This window comes from Polaribacter sp. NJDZ03, assembly GCF_019263805.1.
Lineage (GTDB): Bacteria > Bacteroidota > Bacteroidia > Flavobacteriales > Flavobacteriaceae > Polaribacter.
Genome location: NZ_CP079195.1, coordinates 1,947,868 through 1,967,301, shown reverse-complemented (window position 1 = coordinate 1,967,301; position 19,434 = coordinate 1,947,868). Strand labels below are relative to the sequence as shown.

The window sequence follows — 19,434 nt, the reverse complement described above, 5'->3', positions numbered from 1 at the left end:
CCATCAAAAGTACTAAAAATACGGCTGAATGTAAGCATAAAATAACGAAAACGTTATAGGTTTTATTCTAATTTTAGAAAGGGTAGTTAATACCTATATTATAAACAGCATTGGCAAAGTTGTAGTTTTTAAGCCATTTGTTACCAGCTAAATATGGCTCGTAAGTTTTAAAACCAACATCTAAACGTAAAATTAAAAAACTAAAATCTAATCTTGCTCCAAAACCAGAACCTACGGCAATATCTTTTAGAGATGATACATTATTAAATTTAGACTCTTCATCTACAAAGTTAGAACCAGTAATGTCCCAAATATTACCAGCATCAATAAATAAAGCTCCTTTTAATTTGCTAACTACATCAAATCTGTATTCTGCACTGGTTAAAAATTTAAGGCTTCCTACATTAAATTCTAGACCAGTATTTCTGCTTCCAGGTCCTAATTCATAAGTTTGCCAAGCTCTAATATCATTAGATCCTCCGGCAAAATAACTTTTTGTAAAAGGGATATCAGAATTGTCATAAGGAATAATTGCTCCTAAGAAAGTTCTAATTCCAAAAACGGAGTTTCCGCCTACATCCCAAAATTTCTTGTACTCTAAATCTGTTTTAAAATATTGAGCTAGAGGTATGTTTGCAAGTGTTTTTTTGTTATTTGTATTTTTTTTGCTTGATAGTAAGCCTAAGGCATTTCCAGAATTTGCAATTCTTACTTTAAAGAATGAGAAATTATTGTCATTAAAATTAGATTGATTATTGTAGGTATATGTGTATGCTAAAACGGGTATTAAGAAATCTGATGTTACTATATTGTACCTATTTAAAATATTTAATGCAGTATTATAATCATCTGAGTTTGTTGTTTTAAAGCTAGTGTCATTCGCTACTGTTTTCATAAAAGCCAATGCTTTTGGTACTTGAGTAGATATGTTGGTAGAAAGTGGGTGGTTAGTGTTGGTAGTAATATTATTTGCAGTATCGTAAGCTTTTGCTACGTTATCTAAATTTGAAAACTCTGAGCTGTAAATATCAAAATAGCTAGTAATGTTTAAGTTTTGTATGTATTGCGTGTTTAAAACTTCTAATTGAATTGTTTTTTTTGCGTTATACTGCCATTTGTAATCAGACAAAAATGTAAATGTTTGCCTGTCTAAACCTATGTTTTTTTGAAAACTAGATCCAATAGAAAACAAGGTTCTTGGAGACATTTCTTTAGGAACCAATTTATTTAGACCAAAAGGGGCAATAAGCCTTGGTATTTCTAAAGAAGCATCAGCACCAATTTCCCAACCAGGTCCACTGGTAGAGTTAAAGTAAGATCCTAAAAATGATAATTTTAGTAATTCTGCTCCTCTAAATGCATTTCTATTAGTGATAGAAAACTTTGCAGAAGAACCAATTTCTCTAATGTTAGAATGTGTTATTTCTGTTTCTAATCCTAACGTAAATTTTTCTATAGGTGCTAAAAAGATATCCATTTTTAGTTCATTATCAGTTCCTGAAATTGGAGTGAATTTGATATTGGTAGATTTAAAATTTTTAAGCGATTTTAAATGATTTCTTGTTAAATTTCTTAAGGTGTCTTTGTAAATACTTCCTGGTTTTAAAAATATTGATTGTGATAAGTATTTTGGGTTGTATTTAATTTTTCTATGACCTAAATAGTTAATTCCTTCGTACTTTAAAGAGTCTAATAGTGGTTCTCCTTTTCTTGTAAAAGAATAATCTGTAGTAACATTTACTTCCGTTACTTTTTGTACTTTATAAGGAGTATTTACATAGATTCCGTTTGTTTCTTTTAGTCTATTTCCAGAAATTAAGAAATCTACATTTGTTTTGTTATCGGTTCTTGTAGAGTCTACATAAAACCCCAAAGCAGATTCTGTAAAATTATAGACACCATTATTTCTAAATAGCTTTAAAACCCTGCTTGCTTCATTTCTAAAGGTTTTATCATTATATTGATTTCCTTTTTTTAAGAGTGATGGAGTCTTGGTGCTTTTATAAATAGAATCTAATACTAGAGACTCTATTTTAAAATTGATAGTATCTAACAGTGTTGGTTTTCCTCTATTTACTCTATATGCTACAGTCGCTTTTTTACTAATTGAATCTCTATTGATTTCTGAGGTTACTTTCGATTTAAAATAACCTTGATTTTTGTAATACGTTAACAAGTTGTTTTCGGTGTTTTTTACTTTTCTTTCGCTAACAATAACGGGCCCCTGGTAATTTAAAAACCATCTATTTAATCCAATAAAAGTTTTGGCGTATGCAATACTTTGTTTTTCAGAAAAAACATTTTTAATAAAATTATAAGAACGTAGGTTTTTTTCTCCCCATGTAGCAGGTGTTTTAGGTTTGTTTGGGTTTCCTATATTGTAAAAATACAAGCCAACGGGTAAGTTTAAAAACTTTGGATTGGGTTTTTGTAAAATGTATTTTTGAATATCACTACTTTTGTTTCTTACACTATCTACATAAATATAATTTTGAGTAAGCATGTTTTTTCCTTCCGCAACATGCTTTGTAGAATTACATGAAACTAAAAGGAGCAAGAATAAAAGGGATAAAGAAAGTTTTTTCATTAATTTAGCAGTGCTATCAAATTCAAAAATAGTATTTTTCGGCGGTTTATTTTCAATTACAATCAATTAATGAGTATCTCAAAAAATCAATTTAAATTAATAACAAGTTTATCTCAAAAAAAGTATAGACAAAAGCATAAATTATTTATAGCGGAAGGTATAAAAGTTGTGCAAGAAATCTTAAACTCTTCATTTGAGCTAGAAATGCTTTTTTGTACGGATGATTTTTCTTCGGATGTTTCAGAAGAAAAAACAGTTCGTGTTTCTGAAGCTGACTTAAAGAAAATAAGTAACTTAAAAACGCCAAATAAGGCTTTAGGTATTTTTAAAATCCCTGATGAAAAACTTAATTTAGATAAGGGATTAACAGTAGCTTTAGACGCTATAAATGATCCAGGAAACTTAGGTACTATTATTCGCTTATGTGATTGGTTTGGAGTAGAAGAGTTAATTTGTTCTAAAGACACGGTAGATTGTTACAACCAAAAAGTGGTGCAAGCAAGTATGGGGTCTTTAACTAGAATATCTATTCGTTATGTAGATTTAGCTAAATATTTAGCTGAAACTAAAAAACCAACTTTTATAGCAGATATGGATGGCGAAAATGTGTACAAAACAAATTTGCCTAAACAAGGGGTTTTAATAATGGGAAATGAAGCAAATGGTGTTTCTAATGAAATTAAAAATTTAATTACCCATAAAATTTCTATTCCAAGATTTGGAGATACTCAAGAAACAGAAAGTTTAAATGTTGCCACTGCAACAGCTATTTTGTTGAGTGAATTTAAAAGAAGTTACTAAGTATATATTTTTACAAACAAAAATAAGTTTATAAGCTAATCTTTATTCAAAAGAAAGTGTTAGAAAAAGACCACGAGTAGCTAAGTAGTTTATTGGTGATGTATATGGACTAGTTCCTCCAAAAGAGCCGGCGTTATCTTCTTTTAATTCACTAGGTAACGCAAAAACACCACGTATGGAAGGTGAAAATTTAAAGTAGTATAAGTAAATATCTATTCCCACACCAACCTCATACATATAATTACTTGTTTTTGTTCTAAACTGTCCTCCAGAGTTATCATTACCTTGTTCATTACTAGAAAAATTATAGTCATAAGAAACTCCTCCTAATACGTAAGGTCTAATGTTTTTATATCTGTCTGTACTAAATTTAAAGATTAAAGGGATGTGTAAATACGTAGAGTTTACCTCTCTTGTATCTCCATTAGGAAAAGAGTATGTTGGGTCTGTCTTGTTAATATAGGTTATCTCTTTTGTATTGGTCATTAAACCTGGTTCTAAGCGTAAATTTACATTTTTGTGTAAACGTAAATCTGCTATTAGACCTACATTAAAGCCCATAGTTGATTTAATATCTAAGGTTGTTTCTGTCCCGTTATTTAAACTGTATTTAAAATCATTCTGATTTAAACCAAGATAAAAACCATAATGTATTTTTCTTTGATCGAAAGTAGGTAAGTATTCTACTTTTTCTCTTTGCGCAAAAAAAGCAATAGAAATTAAAAGGAAAAAACCGAATATTATAAATTTCTTACTCATATTATTTACTTGCAGTATAAATTGTAGCAACTCCAAAAGTTACTGGTGTATCTTCTGTATGTCTAAACCCATTTTTTTGTAAAATATTGTTGAACGCTTCTCCAAAAGGAAAAGAATTTGCAGATTCTGATAAATAAGAGTAGGCAACTTTATCTTTAGAGAATAATTTACCGACAACAGGTAAAAATAAGTTAGTATATAATTTATAACCTTGCTTAAAAGGGAATTTTGTTGGATTAGAAGTTTCTAAAATAACCAAAACACCGGTTGGTTTTAATACTCTAGCTATTTCTTTAATACCTTTATTTAAATTAGCGAAATTTCGAACACCAAAAGAAACTGTAATTGCATCAAAAGTATTGTCTGCAAAAGGCATTTCTTCAGAATCGCCAACAATCATTTCTATTTTATCAGAAAGATTTGCTTTTGCAATTTTTTGATTTCCTACTTCCAGCATTCCTTCAGAAATATCTAAACCTACAATTCTATCTGGGTTTAAAGCAGCCATCATAATAGCTAAATCTCCAGTGCCTGTAGCAATGTCTAAAATTTGTTTCGGGTTGTTTTTGCCAACAATATTCACAACTTTTTTACGCCATTTAACATCAATTCCTAAAGAAATTACTCTGTTTAAGCCATCGTAATTTTCAGAAATATTATCAAACATTTGAGCAACTTGCTCTTTTTTGCCTAATTTAGAATCTTTGTAAGGGTTTATTTTTTCTGCTGACATTATTTTTGCTTTAAGCTTTAGCACTTTGCTTTAAGCGTTTTGCCCAAAGCATAGTGCGTATTACAAGTTTATCCGTTAATTGCTACTACTTCGTTAATCTGATTTGGTAACATTTCTTTTAGTAAGCTTTCTATTCCGTTTTTTAAAGTAGCGGTAGAAGATGGGCAACCACTACAGGCACCTTGTAAAACTACACGTACTATTTTGTTTTCTTCATCATAAGAACGAAAAGCGATATTACCACCATCACTTGCAACTGCAGGCTTAATGTATTCATCTAAAATATCTGAAATTTGTGCAGAAATTCCTTCTAATGCTACTTGTGGTTCAGCAACTTTACTTTCTGAAGCTAATTTTTCTTCTGTAGGTAATTCTTTAATAATCGTTTTTCCAGAAACTAAATATTCACGAATAAAAGTTCTTACTTCTGCATACACATCATTCCATTCTACCATATCGTATTTGGTAACTGAAACATAATTGTCAGAAATAAATACTTCCTTTACAAAAGGGAAATTAAAAATTGCTTGTGCTAAAGGAGATGATTTGCTAGCTTCATCTATATTTTTATATTCAACATCTGTTTGTGTTAAAGATTTGCTGCTTCCAAATTTCATTACAGATGGGTTTGGAGTTGCTTCTGCATAAACCTCTATAGCTTCTTTTTTAGAAGTTGGAGATTCGTTTACAACAACGCCATTGTCATTTAAATAAGCTTCAATTTGTTCTTTAACTTCTTCTTGTACATCTATCCATTCTAAAATGTCATAACGTTGTACAGCAATAAAGTTTGCGGTAATAAAAATCTTTTTTACAAAAGGTAAGTAGAATAATTCTTGTGCTAAAGGTGAGTTTTTAGCTTCATCTATATTATTATATTCATAACTTCCTCCATTGATTAAAATTTGATTGGTATTAAATTTTATAATGGTATTGTTTGTAGTTTCTTGAACTGTTATTTTTACGTCTTGCATGGTGCTAAATATTGATTTGCAAAATTAAGGGAAAAAAGGGAGATAGAATTGTTTTTGATATGTTAAATAAAAATCCGCTTGCGGATACTAGTTGTATCTACAAGCGGATTTTTTATGAAATATGTTGTTGTTTACAAATTAAAGCTAATTGATGCCGTAATTGTTTTATTGTCTATTTTTAATTCTGATGGGTTTACGCTTGGTTCTGTATTAAGGTTTGAGTATAAGTTATACACACCGGTTCTATTATTGTTACTAAAAGAAAAGTCTAGTTTCATATTCCCAAAGTTGTAACCTGCACCTAAAGAATATCCTTTTAAATTATCTGAGGCTATAGATGATTTGCTAGGATCTTGCTCAAATTTATAACCACCTCTTACACTTATTCTATCTATGCGCCATTCTGTACCTAAATTAAAAGAATGTGTGTTTCTTAAGTCGTTTTCAAAAAAATCATTTTCTTTTATAAATTCACCGTTAGATAATTTTATGTTTTTATAATTTCTGTTGATGTAATCTAAACTGATTAAACCATCCTTCCCAAAAATAAAAGCCGCACTTGCAGTAACTTTACTAGGTGTTTTTAATTTATAAGATATAAATTGACGGGGATTGTTTTCTGAAAAGGAGTAAACTTCATCCGGGAAAAAAGCTGTTTCTCCAATATCAATATCACTATCTTGGTTGTAATTTGTGTCTTGTAAGATTTCTGTATACCAAGTTGGTGTTTGGTAAGCTAAACCAAATCTAAAACTTTCACTAGCTTTGTAAATAAAACCTGCGTTTGCAGAGAAGCCGGTTCCTGACGTAAGGTTTTCTTGATATAATTCTACGTCTAAAATATTAGCGACTTTATCACTATTAAATTCAGTTAAAATAGATTTTTGAGTGAAATTTAAATCATAAAAATTAAGACCTAAACCTACATATAATTTATTTTTATGAACTGATGAAAAAGCGATGTTTAACTCTGTTGTTTCTCCGTTGTAATTTGTATTGAATTGCTGACCATCTGTGAAATTGTATTTGTTACTTAGATCACGAGGGTTTGTGTCAAATCTAGTAACGGCTTCATTTCCTTGTGCAGAAAAACTGTTTTCAAAATCGTTCGTAATTCTATAGTTAAAACCAATTGCAAACTTATTCCAGTCAGATCTGTAAGCACTGTCAAAAACTAATACAGCACCGGCGTGAGAAAGGTTGAAATATTTATTATCAGTTGTCGTCTTTCTTCTATCGTTAAAGTTAGCGTCTCCAAATTTTGCAGAAATATCTGTGTTTCTAGAGTTTATAGTTCCTGTAAAAAAGCTATTTGTAAATACAGAAATACCTGCTGGGTTAATACTCATTGCAGAAACATCTCCACCTAGTGCGCCAAAAGCACCACTCATAGATGTAAAACGAGCAGAACCATTATCATCATTTTTAGAAAATAAGACACCTAAATCTTGGTATCTTAAAGATTGAGAATAAGACGTAACTGATGCTGCGAATAAAAAAGCTATCGTTATAATTTTTTTCATACTAGTATTTGTTTGTTACCTTTTAAAGATTGTAAAACTTTCTTAGCCTCTTCTTCTAGATGAGGATGAAGAAGAACTACTAGAGCTACTGCTTCTGGTTGAAGAACTTCTAGTTGGTGTGCTTCTTGTTGATGAAGACCTAGTTGGAGTACTTCTTGTAGATGATGATCTAGATGAAGACGAACTTCTTGTAGATGGTGTATAGGTATTGTTACTTCTGCTAGAAGTATTGGTTCTACTTCTTGTTGATGTATTTTTTGTAGAACTTGAGCTTCTAGTTGTTGCAGCTCTGCTAGTACTTCTATTTGTTGATGAATTAGAGCTTCTAGTAGTAGAAGGTGTTGATGCTTTTCTTACAACTACAACTTGCCTGTTGTTTCTACTATTTGTATTGTTGTTTACGCTTGCGCTATTATTTCTTCTTGTTGTTGTAGAACGACTTCTAGTTCCGCTGCTTCTTGTGCCGCTGCTTCGTGTAGAAGTACTACTTCTAGTACTTCTTGTAGGAGTTGTACTTTTTCTTGTAGTTGTAGTAGAACTTCTTCTAGGTGATGTTGTTGTTGTGCTAGTTCTTCTACTTGTAGTATTTGTAGGTTGTCTATTTACAGTACTTGTTCTTCTGCTAGTTGTGGTGTTTCTGTTACTAGAATTAACGGTGCTGTTTCTTCTATATGTATTATTGTTAGTAGTTCTTCTACTGTAGTTGTTATTTCTGTAATTATTGTTTCTATAATTATAATTTGTGTACCTATTATTATAGTTTCTATATCTGTTTGTATACCCATAATGATAAGGTTGGTAATAATAAGGAGAATAAAAACCTACATTCCAAGCATAATAATTATGGTAAGGGTGCCAATAAGGATTCTGATTCCAGGCATATCCTCTATAATTCCAGTTTCTGTATCCCCAAGTATCGTAGTAGTTGTTTCCGTAGTAATTATCCCAATAAGGACTTTCAATTACATTTACATTTACATTTACAACTACATCGTTGTTACTGTTTTGACCCCAAGGTTGGTTAGATTTATAGTTTAAGGTTTCATCTATATCTGCTTCATCAATATAAATAGTATCTACAGAGTTGTAATTATCAACATTTGTAAAAACATCATTATTATCTACATTTTCTAAACTATTTAGTTTGTTTAAAAAATAATTCTCATTGTAATCATCATATTGATCCTGATTAACATAGATTGTATTTCTCTTTTCATTATTTGCTGTATCACTACCATAAATACCATCATCATTATACGCACTTTGGTAAGTACCACAAGAAACCAATACTAAACTAGTTGTAAGTATAGTTAATAGTTGGCTTAGGTTGAGATTTGTATATTTTAGTTTCATAATGAATATATTTAGATGAATACTTATTTTATTAATTAAATGTAGTTAAAACTCTTTAATTTATAGTAGTTTTGTGCTGTTTTCGTATATTATAACTAATTTTTAACAAACATTTACACAATAAAGGTTACAATATTTGTGCCAAACTTTTGATTATGAGTAAACATTTAACAAAAAGAGCCGACGATTATTCTAAGTGGTATAACGAGTTAGTAGTGAAAGCAGATTTAGCTGAAAACTCTGCCGTTAGAGGTTGTATGGTTATTAAACCTTATGGTTATGCCATCTGGGAGAAAATGCAAGCAGAACTAGATAGAATGTTTAAAGAAACTGGGCATGAGAATGCTTATTTTCCGCTACTTGTACCTAAAAGTCTATTTGAAGCAGAAGAGAAAAATGCAGAAGGCTTTGCTAAAGAATGTGCGGTTGTAACACATTATCGTTTACAAAACGACCCAGATAACCCTGGTAAATTAAGAGTAGATCCAGATGCTAAATTAGAAGAAGAATTAGTGGTTAGACCAACTTCTGAAGCAATTATATGGAATACCTATAAAGGTTGGATTGAATCTTATAGAGATTTACCATTATTAATAAATCAATGGGCAAATGTGGTTCGTTGGGAAATGCGTACACGTTTGTTTTTACGAACTGCAGAATTTTTATGGCAAGAAGGGCATACTGCTCATGCAACAGAAGCAGAAGCTATAACAGAATCTAAGCAGATGCAAGATGTTTATGCAGAGTTTGCAGAAAATTTTATGGCTATGCCAGTGGTAAAAGGTGTAAAGTCGGATAGCGAACGTTTTGCAGGAGCAGTAGATACGTATACTATAGAAGCTTTAATGCAAGACGGAAAAGCTTTACAAGCAGGAACAAGTCATTTTTTAGGCCAGAATTTTGCAAAAGCATTTGATGTAAAGTTTACTTCTAAAGAAGGAAAACAAGAACATGTTTGGGCTACTTCTTGGGGAGTTTCTACACGTTTAATTGGTGGGTTAATTATGACTCATTCAGATGATTTAGGTTTGGTTTTACCTCCTAAATTAGCACCGATACAAGTTGTAATTGTTCCAATTTATAAAGGAGATGATCAATTAGAGGCTATTTCTGAAAAAATGAATGTAATTGTAAAAGAATTACGTTTAAAAGGAATTTCTGTAAAGTTTGATACCCGAGATACTTATAGACCAGGAGCTAAGTTTGCCGAATACGAATTAAAAGGAGTACCAGTAAGAATTGCCGTAGGAAATAGAGATTTAGAAAACGGTACTTTAGAGATTGCTAGAAGAGATACTTTAGAAAAACAAATTGTAGCACAAGATGATGCTGTTTCTTTTATAGAGAACCTTTTAGAAGAAATTCAAGAAAACTTATTTAACAAGGCAATAGATTTTAGAAAAGAACATACAACGGTTGTAGATGACTTTAAAGAATTTAAGAGTGCAATAAAAAATACAGGTGGTTTTGTTTCTGCTCATTGGGATGGTACAGAAGAAACAGAAGATAGAATAAAAGAATACACAAAGGCTACTATTAGGTGTATACCTAATGATGCTAAAGAAGAGGTAGGTGTCTGTGTTTTAACAGGAAAACCTTCTTCTAGGAGGGTTCTTTTTGCAAAAGCATATTAGTTTTATAAAAAAAAAACATTTTTTTTTATAAAACTCTTGCAAGATTTAAAAAACATTGTATATTTGCAGCCGCAATTAGGATATACTTAATTGTTCTGGTCCGTTCGTCTAGGGGTTAGGACGCATGGTTTTCATCCATGTAACACGGGTTCGATTCCCGTACGGACTACAATGTTTTATTAAAAAAAACAAATTAAAGTATTATGGCAAATCACAAGTCAGCATTAAAGAGAATTAGAAGTAACGAAGCTAAAAGGTTACGTAATAAATATCAGCATAAAACTACACGTAATGCTGTTAGAGATTTACGTATTGTAGAAGATAAGAAAGATGCAGAAGAAAAATTAGTAAAAGTTATTTCTATGTTAGATAAATTAGCTAAAACTAATATTATCCATAAAAATAAAGCGGCTAATTTAAAATCTAAATTAACAAAGCACGTAGCTGCATTGTAATATTTTAAGCCTTAAAAAAATTAAAACTCTGAATAGTAATATTCAGAGTTTTTTTTGTGTTTAATTTAAGCTAGAACTTTTTATAGATACATGTTATCGATTTCCTTAAAATAGACAATATGTAATGTGTTTAAAGATAAATTGCAGAAATATATTTGTTATCTTAAAACTACTTAGAGAGAGTATATAGAGGTTTAATTATTGGTTTTTAGGCTTTTAGAATATTTCTTTAAAGTGTGTTTTGAGTACTGATTAAATATTTTTAAAAAAAAAACACTATATTTTATAATATTTACTTGCAGGAATTAAAAAACATTGTATATTTGCAGCCGCAATTAAGGCATTTTTAATTGTTATGGTCCGTTCGTCTAGGGGTTAGGACGCATGGTTTTCATCCATGTAACACGGGTTCGATTCCCGTACGGACTACAAGTTTTAATATAAAAAACTAATAAATTAAGTATTATGGCAAATCATCAGTCAGCATTAAAGAGAATTAGAAGTAACGAAGCTAAAAGGTTACGTAATAAATATCAGCATAAAACTACACGTAATGCTGTTAGAGATTTACGTGCTGCAGAAGATAAAACAGATGCAGAAACAAAATTAGGTAAAGTTATTTCTATGTTAGATAAGTTAGCTAAGAATAACATTATCCACAAAAATAAAGCAGCTAATTTAAAATCTAAATTAACAAAGCAGGTTGCTGCATTGTAAGATTTTAAAAGCATATATAATTAAAAGCTCTGAATGAAAATTCAGAGCTTTTTTTTGTTCTAAATTTAAATAATCATTCTTATAAGGTCTAAAAGTAGCTCTTACTTTTTAAAGGGGGAAGTATCTATTATTTAGATTTCTAATTTACTTTCTAAATGCTTTTATCACTACTGGTGTATAACTTTTAGTTGATACATTATTATCCTTTTAAATAGTCTTTGTAGTCTTATCTAAGAAGGATCAAGTGGATCAAGTTCAAAAGTTGTGGGATTTAGAAATTAGGCATAAATATTTGAGAGTCTAAAAAGGAAGAATTTGATTTTTCTAACACCTCTAAATTGTGCTCTAAAGGCCTTGATTTTAGCATTAAAAGATTCTGCAGAAGCGTTTGTACTTCTATTGTCAAAATAGTTGAGTATATTCTGATAATGTATAGACATTGTTCTAGCAATGCTATTAAAGCTTTTAAACTTCGCTTGTCTTATCTTTTCATAAGGGAAAGTAACTATTATTTAGATCTCTAATTTGCTTTCTAAAGGCTTTTATTCCTGGTTGTGTATAACTTTAGTTTATCCCTTTAAGTAAGGTCTTACAGTCTTATCTAAGAACTGTAATTAATTGTTAATAAAATAGGTTTTGCTATGGAGTTGGCTTAATGCTTATTCTACCAGTCGTAGTGTTTATGAGCATCTAATCTAATAAAGATAAAGAGTAAGATTGTAAATCCCCAAAGAGATGAACCTCCGTAGCTAAAAAAGGGTAGAGGTATACCAACAGTTGGTAGTAATCCTATAACCATTCCTATATTTACAATAACATGAAAAAAGAGAATAGAAGCGACACTGTAGCCATATATTCGTCCAAATTTATTAGCGTGTGTTTCTGCCAGATAAATGATTCTATACATCATCAACATAAAAAGAATAATAACCATGCTACTTCCTAAGAATCCCCATTCTTCACCAATAGTGCTAAAAATATAATCGGTGTGTTGTTCTGGTACAAAATCTCCTTTAGTAATATCTCCCTTTAAAAAACCTTTCCCTGTCCAACCGCCTGAACTAATTGTTAATTCTGACTGGTGTGAGTTGTATCCAATATTTTTTTTATCAGTTTTTAGACCTAATAATACTTCAAAACGATCTCTATGGTGTTGTTTAAAAATGTTATTATAAGTTAGGTTTGTTCCAAATACAAAGAGTGTGGCAACTATATAAAGTGCTAATACTTTATACCAATTAAAACGAAAAAATCTTTTACCTCCTCTATAAATAGCGTATCCAACACCTATTGTAATTAATAATAATAGGGTAAATAAAACGGAAGTATATCCGAAGAAAATAGTTGAAATAAAAATAACGATGGCCAAAGTACCTAATATAATATAATTTAGGGTTAATCCCTCTCTGTTTAGAACAAAGAAAAAAGCTAAGTAAATTAAAGCAGAACCTGCATCTGGTTGTAATGTAATTAATACAGCAGGTGTAAAAATAATTATAAAAGCCTTTATCTGGTTTTTAACTAAGCCTAAATTGTATTGTCTATCACTTAAAAGCTTAGAAACAGCTAATGCAGTAAATGCTTTTACAAACTCTGACGGCTGTAAACTAATGCCTCCAAAACTAAACCAAGATTTTGCACCATTTATTTCTTTACCAAATGGAAATAAAAGAATTAAGACAATCAATGAAATTATGTAGAATATACTGGAGTATTTCTCGTAAAATTTTGAATTAAAAAAAAGAATGATTACAATTAATGGTACACTTAAAATAATCCAAAGAATTTGTTTACCATAATTAGTAGAGAAATCTAATATTTGTGTAGTATCTTCTGTTTTAGATGCAGCATATATATTCATCCATCCAAAACCAACAAGAATTGCAAATAAGAAAACTAAAAGCCAATCGATCTCAGCAAAAATGTTATTTCGTTCTTGGCGCAATTTATTGAGGTTTTTGATTTAATTTAGCGTAAATATCTTTTAAGTTTAAGTCTAACATTCGTTGCTCTCTATATTTATTTTCTTTAGATATACTACCATTTATATATTTTTCTATAAGTAAACTGGTAATTGGAGCAGCAATTGTAGATCCAAATCCACCATTTTCTACAAAAATAGCTATAGCAATTTTAGGGTTGTCTTTAGGTGCAAAGGCTACTAGAATTGAATGATCTGGGAGTTGAATTTTTTGACCGTCTATTCTCGCAAAGTTTTCTGCGGTTCCGGTTTTTCCACAAATTTCAATACCTTCTACTTGGTTAAATCTCCCAGTTCCTGTTTTGAATACTTCGTGCATAGCTTCAACAACTGGAGAAAAATACTTTTTATCTATAGTTGTTTTTTTTGCAATTGTATATGTAGAATCTTTTATAGGAGTTTTATTCACTTCTTTTAATACGTGTGGTGTATAAAAATATCCTCTGTTGGCAATTACTGCTGTAAAATTAGCTAGTTGAATTGGTGTTGTTAAAACTTCTCCTTGACCAATTGCGTTAGATATTGTGGTAGAACCGTTCCAAGAATATTTATAAATATCATCATAATATTTTCCGGTAGGAATTAATCCGGGACTTCCGGCAGGTAAATCATACCCTAAATAATTACCCAAACCAAAACTAGCAATATGATTATGCCAAGTGTCTAAACCTTCTGAGGGTTTATTGTTTTTTTCTATAATTTTTTTATAGGTTTGAGAAAAGAAAGTGTTGCAAGATCTAGCAATGGCAGATTTTAGTTGTACTGGCCTTCCTGTAATTCCACAATGGCACCCCATAAAAGCACCTGCTCTGCTACCGTATCTAAAACCATGATGACAACTAAAACCTGTATCTTCTGTAATTACACCTTCTTGAAGACCAATTAAAGCATTCATCATTTTAAAAGGAGAACCAGGTGCATAGGTAGCCAATAAACCTCTGTCATAAGAAGGTTTACTTATAGTATCGTTAAATAGTATTGTAGAGTTTTTAGATCGTTTTCTACCAACTAACATGTTAGGGTCGTAAGAAGGAGCAGTAACTAATGCTAAGATTTCTCCAGTAGATGGTTCTATTGCTACAATTCCGCCTCTTTTACCCGACATTAGTTTTTGAGCATAAAGTTGTAGCTCAATATCTAAGGTTAATGTTAAGTCTTTTCCGTTTTCTGGAATGGTGTCGTATGAACCGTCTAAATAAGATCCTGTAACTTTATTTAAGTTGTTTCTTTGTAAGTATTTTTTTCCTTTTGTTCCTCTTAAGTAGTCTTCATACTGTCTTTCAATTCCATCTTTTCCAATTAACTCTCCTGGTTGATAGTAGGCATTCTCTTTTGCCAAAGTTTCATTTACTTCTCCAATATAGCCAAGTACATTTGCTGCAGCATTTATTGGATATTTTCTAATGATTCTTTTTTGAATGAAAAAACCGCTGTATTTATGTAATTTTTCTTGAAGAAAAGCAAAATCTTCTTTTGCCAATTGTTTTAAAAATACCGAAGGTAAATAAGGTGCGTAATTATCAGCTTTTTTTAATCTTTTTAAGAAATCTTCTTTATCAATTTTTAATAGATTACAAAATTCTATAGTGTCTAATGGTTTTACCTGGTTTGGTTGCACCATAACATCGTAAGAAAGTTGGTTTGCTACTAAAAGTTTTCCGTTTCTATCGTATACGTAACCTCTTTCTGGATAATCGTATTCTATTTTTACGGCAGAATTATGAATAGGATCATAACTGGCACCTCTAATTACTTGTAATTGAAACAGTCTTCCAATAAAAAGGATTCCGATAAGTGTTATTAAAATATAGAGTAAAAAACTTCTTTGCATTATTCGCTTTTAGTAAAAATATAAGTTCCCAGAAAAAATAAAATCAATGTAAAAACACTAGAATATAATGTGTTTAAAAAAACCATAGATAAATTATCGAGACTAAAATTAGCAAAAGAAAAATAAATAAGGTGATGAATTACTGTTAAAGTTACTACATAGTTAAAAACTTTACCAAAAGATTCAGATTTTAAGCTGAAGAAAGGGTAATCTGCAGGTATTTTTCTAAAATAAACATTCACAAAAAACAACCTAATATAAGCAATAAATAAAGTTGCAAAGGCGTGTATACCTCCAGAATCTGAAAAGAAATCAACAAATAAGCCTAAAAGAAAACTGATAAAAAGAAAAGAATATCTTTTTTCATTTAATGGGTATAAAATTACAAAGCTTATATAAAGATATGGATTTATATGCCCTAAAAAATTGATGTTATTTAGTACTAATACTTGTAGGAATAACAAGAATAAAAAAGATAAAATTTGATTTATACTTTTATTCATTGCTTGTGTTTTCTAGAAATTGTAGTTCTTCTTTATCTAAATTCTTAATAATATACACATAACCAAGGTTACTCATATCATTAAAAAGCTTAACATCTACTTGGTTATTAGCAGTGTTTCCTTTGTTTATTTTAGAGATCGTTCCAATAGGTATTCCTTCCGGAAAAATAGTAGATTTTCCTCCTGTTTCAATGGTATCTCCAATTTTTAATGGAGCTTGTCTAGGTATATCGTGTAACTGAACAATATTATAATCTACACTGTTCCATTTTAATGTTCCGTAATAAAATGAGTTTCCTTTAAGACGTGCATTAATACCACTATTCTTATTTAAAATAGATTGAACTCTCGTATAATTGTTTGATGAGTTTTCTGTAATTCCAATAATTCCTTTGCTATTAATTACAGCCATTTCTTTATCTATATTTTGGTTTTTACCTTTATTTATAGTTATAAAATTAAATGGTTTAGAGTAGTTATTTTTGATAATTTTAGCATTTGTAAAAGTGTAATTTTGATGGTATTTTGTTGAATCTATTATCGTAGAGTCAATATTAAAAATTACAGATTTATTTTGCTCTAAAAGATTTTTTAGACGTGTGTTTTCTTCTGATAATAATTTATTTTCAGACTTTAATCCTAAATATTCTGTAGAATTAGAAAGGGTTGTAAGAAAACCACCTGTAACACTATTCGCAGAGTTTATAAACTTGCTTTTATGAAAACTTAGGTTGTTAAAAGTAAAAGTTAGCGCTATTAACTCTAACAATATAAAAAACAGAAAATACTTAAACTTCTGAAAAAAATAGATAATCTGCTGCATTGTAAGAACTTAAAAACTACTATTTCATTAATACATTTTTGTATTTTTTTAATTCTTTTAACGCAATTCCTGTTCCACGAACAACTGCTCTTAAAGGATCTTCTGCAACATAAACAGGTAAATCTGTTTTTCTAGATAAACGTTTGTCTAAACCTCTTAACATAGAGCCACCTCCTGCTAAGTAAATACCTGTATTATAAATATCAGCAGCCAATTCTGGCGGAGTTTTAGATAAAGTTTCCATTACAGCATCTTCAATTCTTAAGATAGACTTGTCTAATGCTTTTGCAATTTCTCTATAAGAAACTTGTACTTGTTTTGGTTTTCCGCTCAGTAAATCTCTACCCTGAACCAACATTTCGTCTGGTGGAGTTTCTAAATCTTCTGTTGCTGCACCAATGGTGATTTTTATTTTTTCTGCAGTAGATTCTCCAACATGTAAATTGTGTTGTGTACGCATATAGTACATAATATCATTTGTAAAAAGATCTCCTGCAACTTTTACAGATTGATCACAAACAATACCACCTAATGCAATTACAGCAATTTCTGTTGTACCACCACCAATATCAATAATCATGTTTCCTTTTGGCTCCATAATGTCTATACCAACACCAATTGCAGCAGCCATAGGCTCATAAATTAAATAGATTTCTTTAGCATTCATGTGTTTTGCAGAATCACGAACAGCTCGTTTTTCTACTTCTGTAATTCCAGAAGGAATACAAATAACCATTCTTAATGCTGGTGGAAATAAACGCTTCTTAATAGAAGGAATCTGCTTTACAAATTCTTTAATCATCTGTTCAGATGCCTCAAAATCTGCAATAACTCCGTCTTTTAACGGACGAATTGTTTTAATATTTTCATGGGTTTTTCCTTGCATTAAATTGGCTTCTTTACCAATTGCAATGATTTCTCCAGTAATTCTGTTCCTGGCAACAATAGAAGGACTATCAATAACCACTTTACCGTTGTGAATTATTAAAGTATTTGCGGTACCTAAATCTATCGCAATATCTTCCGTCATAAAATCGAAAAAACCCATAAAATATCTTTGTTGTTTATTTTTGATGTAACTCTACAAACTTACTAAATTTCTGAGTGCAAATTACATATTAAAAATTAATGTTTAAAATGTCTTGTTCCTGTCATTACCATAGATATATTGTGTTCATTACAATAGTCTATACTTAGTTGATCTTTAATAGATCCACCAGGTTGAATAACACTTTTTATACCTGCATTATCTGCAATTTCTACACAATCTGGAAAAGGGAAAAACGCATCACTTGCCATTACACATCCATTTAAATCAAATTTAAAAGAATTTGCTTTTTCAATAGCTTGGTTTAATGCATCAACTCTACTAGTTTGTCCTGTTCCTCCAGCTAATAATTGTTTGTTTTTAACAAGTATTATGGTGTTAGATTTTGTGTTTTTACACAATTTAGAAGCAAATAACAAATCATCTAACTCACTTTGAGTTGGTTTATTGTTGGTTACGTACTTTAAATCTGATAATTGATCTGTAATACTATCTTTATCTTGTACTAAAGAACCATTTAAACAAGTTCTTACAGTTGATGTCGGCAATGCAACATCTTTCTGAATTAAGATAATTCTGTTTTTCTTTCCTTTTAAGATAGCTAATGCTTCATCAGAAAAAGAAGGAGCAATTACAACCTCGCAAAATAAAGTATGAATTTTTTCTGCAGTTTCTTTGTCTATTTCTGTATTAGCAATTAATACACCACCAAAAGCAGATACAGGATCTCCTGCTAAAGCATCTGTATACGCTTCACTAATTGTGTCTCTTTGTGCAAAACCACAAGCATTGTTATGTTTTAAAATAGCAAAAGTTGGTGCTTCTCCTTTAAATTCTTGAATTAAATTTACAGCAGCATCTACATCTAATAAATTATTGTAGCTTAATTCTTTTCCGTGAAGTTTATCAAACATTGCTTCTAAGTCTCCAAAGAAATATCCTTTTTGATGAGGGTTTTCTCCGTAACGTAAAACGTTTGCATTTTGTTCACTTGCTTTATAAACTATTTCATCTTCATTAAAATAGTTAAAAATAGCAGTATCGTAATGAGAAGAAATATTAAATGCTTTTGCAGCTAATTTTTTTCTTTCAGCAATTGTAGTTTCTCCATTCCCTTCAGAAAGTGTATTTAAGAAGCCTTCATACTGGTCCATAGAAGAAACAATAACCGTGTCTTTAAAATTCTTTGCAGCAGCTCTAATTAAAGAGATTCCTCCAATATCAATTTTTTCTACAATATCTTGTTCTGGTGCTCCAGAAGCAACTGTTTTTTCAAACGGATATAAATCTACAATTACTAAATCTATTTGCGGAATATTAAATTCTGCCAATTCAGCAACATCGCTTTCATTGTCTTGTCTGTTAAGAATACCTCCAAAAACTTTAGGGTGTAGTGTTTTAACTCTTCCACCAAGAATAGATGGGTAAGAAGTAACCTCGTCTACCGGAATTACATTGATTCCTAAATCTTTAATGAATTTTTCTGTACCACCTGTAGAGTAGATAGTTACATTTAATTCATTTAATTTTTTTACAACTGGTTCTAGACCATCTTTGTGAAATACCGAAATTAATGCGGATTTAATTGTTTTTGAAGTGCTCATTTAGTGTTGTGTTGTTTAAGCGTGCAAATTTAGGTAAAGCAATCTTCTAAGGCAATAAAAGATAGTAACAAAAATAGCAAGTAATTAACAACAAATATTAAATGAAAT

Annotated in this window: 17 protein-coding genes and 2 tRNA genes; 6 read left to right on the top strand and 13 right to left on the bottom strand. The window is 30.4% G+C overall.

The window, feature by feature from the left end; translation table 11 throughout:
- Window positions 1-73: 73 nt before the first annotated feature.
- On the bottom strand, window positions 74-2,587 hold the full coding sequence (locus KV700_RS08445) for a BamA/TamA family outer membrane protein (protein WP_218599760.1): 2,514 nt from the start codon (window positions 2,585-2,587) through the stop codon (window positions 74-76).
- A gap of 69 nt (window positions 2,588-2,656) precedes the next feature.
- On the opposite strand from KV700_RS08445, the gene KV700_RS08440 reads away from it, so the two are divergent.
- Window positions 2,657-3,388, top strand: coding sequence for an RNA methyltransferase (locus KV700_RS08440; RefSeq protein ID WP_218599759.1), 732 nt, complete (start codon window positions 2,657-2,659; stop codon window positions 3,386-3,388).
- 42 nt (window positions 3,389-3,430) lie between these two features.
- On the opposite strand, the gene KV700_RS08435 is transcribed toward KV700_RS08440, so the two are convergent.
- The 5 genes from KV700_RS08435 to KV700_RS08415 all read right to left on the bottom strand — a co-directional run bounded on the left by KV700_RS08435 (window position 3,431) and on the right by KV700_RS08415 (window position 8,730).
- Window positions 3,431-4,147, bottom strand: coding sequence for a porin family protein (locus KV700_RS08435; protein WP_218599758.1), 717 nt, complete (start codon window positions 4,145-4,147; stop codon window positions 3,431-3,433).
- Window position 4,148: 1 nt separating this feature from the next.
- Window positions 4,149-4,880 carry a bifunctional demethylmenaquinone methyltransferase/2-methoxy-6-polyprenyl-1,4-benzoquinol methylase UbiE gene (ubiE, locus tag KV700_RS08430; protein WP_166384400.1) on the bottom strand — a complete coding sequence of 244 codons (732 nt, stop codon included), beginning with the start codon at window positions 4,878-4,880 and terminating at the stop codon, window positions 4,149-4,151.
- A gap of 68 nt (window positions 4,881-4,948) precedes the next feature.
- Entirely contained in the window at window positions 4,949-5,854 is a 906-nt protein-coding gene (locus tag KV700_RS08425) for a NifU family protein (protein WP_166384402.1), read from the bottom strand.
- Between the two features lie 131 nt (window positions 5,855-5,985).
- Complete coding sequence (locus KV700_RS08420; protein ID WP_218599757.1) at window positions 5,986-7,377, bottom strand: OmpP1/FadL family transporter; 1,392 nt, start codon at window positions 7,375-7,377, stop codon at window positions 5,986-5,988.
- A gap of 42 nt (window positions 7,378-7,419) precedes the next feature.
- Complete coding sequence (locus KV700_RS08415; RefSeq protein WP_218599756.1) at window positions 7,420-8,730, bottom strand: hypothetical protein; 1,311 nt, start codon at window positions 8,728-8,730, stop codon at window positions 7,420-7,422.
- Between the two features lie 155 nt (window positions 8,731-8,885).
- On the opposite strand from KV700_RS08415, the gene proS reads away from it, so the two are divergent.
- The 5 genes from proS (at window position 8,886) to rpsT (KV700_RS08390) (ending at window position 11,536) form a co-directional block, all read left to right on the top strand.
- Window positions 8,886-10,364 carry a proline--tRNA ligase gene (proS, locus tag KV700_RS08410; RefSeq protein WP_218599755.1) on the top strand — a complete coding sequence of 493 codons (1,479 nt, stop codon included), beginning with the start codon at window positions 8,886-8,888 and terminating at the stop codon, window positions 10,362-10,364.
- Window positions 10,365-10,461: 97 nt separating this feature from the next.
- Window positions 10,462-10,533 (top strand) — tRNA-Glu (locus KV700_RS08405).
- 34 nt (window positions 10,534-10,567) lie between these two features.
- Window positions 10,568-10,819, top strand: a complete 252-nt coding sequence (gene rpsT, locus KV700_RS08400; RefSeq protein ID WP_166384410.1) for a 30S ribosomal protein S20 — start codon at window positions 10,568-10,570, stop codon at window positions 10,817-10,819.
- Between the two features lie 357 nt (window positions 10,820-11,176).
- A tRNA-Glu gene (locus KV700_RS08395) sits at window positions 11,177-11,248 on the top strand.
- A 36-nt stretch (window positions 11,249-11,284) separates the two neighbouring features.
- Entirely contained in the window at window positions 11,285-11,536 is a 252-nt protein-coding gene (gene rpsT / locus KV700_RS08390; protein ID WP_068449447.1) for a 30S ribosomal protein S20, read from the top strand.
- 278 nt (window positions 11,537-11,814) lie between these two features.
- Here the strand turns inward: rpsT (KV700_RS08390) and KV700_RS08385 are convergent, their stop codons facing one another.
- The 7 genes from KV700_RS08385 to purH all read right to left on the bottom strand — a co-directional run bounded on the left by KV700_RS08385 (window position 11,815) and on the right by purH (window position 19,326).
- Window positions 11,815-12,021, bottom strand: coding sequence for a transposase (locus tag KV700_RS08385; protein WP_302849994.1), 207 nt, complete (start codon window positions 12,019-12,021; stop codon window positions 11,815-11,817).
- A gap of 179 nt (window positions 12,022-12,200) precedes the next feature.
- Complete coding sequence (gene rodA / locus KV700_RS08380) at window positions 12,201-13,481, bottom strand: rod shape-determining protein RodA (protein WP_166384413.1); 1,281 nt, start codon at window positions 13,479-13,481, stop codon at window positions 12,201-12,203.
- A 1-nt stretch (window position 13,482) separates the two neighbouring features.
- On the bottom strand, window positions 13,483-15,348 hold the full coding sequence (gene mrdA / locus KV700_RS08375; RefSeq protein WP_166384415.1) for a penicillin-binding protein 2: 1,866 nt from the start codon (window positions 15,346-15,348) through the stop codon (window positions 13,483-13,485).
- Window positions 15,348-15,851, bottom strand: a complete 504-nt coding sequence (mreD, locus tag KV700_RS08370) for a rod shape-determining protein MreD (RefSeq protein WP_166384417.1) — start codon at window positions 15,849-15,851, stop codon at window positions 15,348-15,350. Before mreD ends, mrdA begins: the two co-directional genes overlap by 1 nt.
- Window positions 15,844-16,674: a rod shape-determining protein MreC gene (gene mreC, locus KV700_RS08365; RefSeq protein ID WP_166384419.1), complete on the bottom strand. Its 831-nt coding sequence runs from the start codon at window positions 16,672-16,674 to the stop codon at window positions 15,844-15,846. The genes mreD and mreC overlap by 8 nt, the downstream gene beginning before the upstream one ends.
- Before the next feature lie 19 nt (window positions 16,675-16,693).
- Window positions 16,694-17,722: a rod shape-determining protein gene (locus KV700_RS08360; RefSeq protein WP_068449442.1), complete on the bottom strand. Its 1,029-nt coding sequence runs from the start codon at window positions 17,720-17,722 to the stop codon at window positions 16,694-16,696.
- A gap of 77 nt (window positions 17,723-17,799) precedes the next feature.
- Window positions 17,800-19,326 (bottom strand): bifunctional phosphoribosylaminoimidazolecarboxamide formyltransferase/IMP cyclohydrolase, encoded by a 1,527-nt coding sequence (gene purH, locus KV700_RS08355; RefSeq protein ID WP_166384421.1) that lies wholly within the window; start codon window positions 19,324-19,326, stop codon window positions 17,800-17,802.
- Window positions 19,327-19,434: the final 108 nt, after the last annotated feature.

Coding starts and splice junctions, on each gene's coding strand:
- KV700_RS08445 (WP_218599760.1), bottom strand. CDS start 2,587: ATGAAAAAACTTTCTTTATCCCTTTTATTCTTGCTCCTTTTAGTTTCA.
- KV700_RS08440 (WP_218599759.1), top strand. CDS start 2,657: ATGAGTATCTCAAAAAATCAATTTAAATTAATAACAAGTTTATCTCAA.
- KV700_RS08435 (WP_218599758.1), bottom strand. CDS start 4,147: ATGAGTAAGAAATTTATAATATTCGGTTTTTTCCTTTTAATTTCTATT.
- ubiE (WP_166384400.1), bottom strand. CDS start 4,880: ATGTCAGCAGAAAAAATAAACCCTTACAAAGATTCTAAATTAGGCAAA.
- KV700_RS08425 (WP_166384402.1), bottom strand. CDS start 5,854: ATGCAAGACGTAAAAATAACAGTTCAAGAAACTACAAACAATACCATT.
- KV700_RS08420 (WP_218599757.1), bottom strand. CDS start 7,377: ATGAAAAAAATTATAACGATAGCTTTTTTATTCGCAGCATCAGTTACG.
- KV700_RS08415 (WP_218599756.1), bottom strand. CDS start 8,730: ATGAAACTAAAATATACAAATCTCAACCTAAGCCAACTATTAACTATA.
- proS (WP_218599755.1), top strand. CDS start 8,886: ATGAGTAAACATTTAACAAAAAGAGCCGACGATTATTCTAAGTGGTAT.
- rpsT (WP_166384410.1), top strand. CDS start 10,568: ATGGCAAATCACAAGTCAGCATTAAAGAGAATTAGAAGTAACGAAGCT.
- rpsT (WP_068449447.1), top strand. CDS start 11,285: ATGGCAAATCATCAGTCAGCATTAAAGAGAATTAGAAGTAACGAAGCT.
- mrdA (WP_166384415.1), bottom strand. CDS start 15,348: ATGCAAAGAAGTTTTTTACTCTATATTTTAATAACACTTATCGGAATC.
- mreD (WP_166384417.1), bottom strand. CDS start 15,851: ATGAATAAAAGTATAAATCAAATTTTATCTTTTTTATTCTTGTTATTC.
- mreC (WP_166384419.1), bottom strand. CDS start 16,674: ATGCAGCAGATTATCTATTTTTTTCAGAAGTTTAAGTATTTTCTGTTT.
- KV700_RS08360 (WP_068449442.1), bottom strand. CDS start 17,722: ATGGGTTTTTTCGATTTTATGACGGAAGATATTGCGATAGATTTAGGT.
- purH (WP_166384421.1), bottom strand. CDS start 19,326: ATGAGCACTTCAAAAACAATTAAATCCGCATTAATTTCGGTATTTCAC.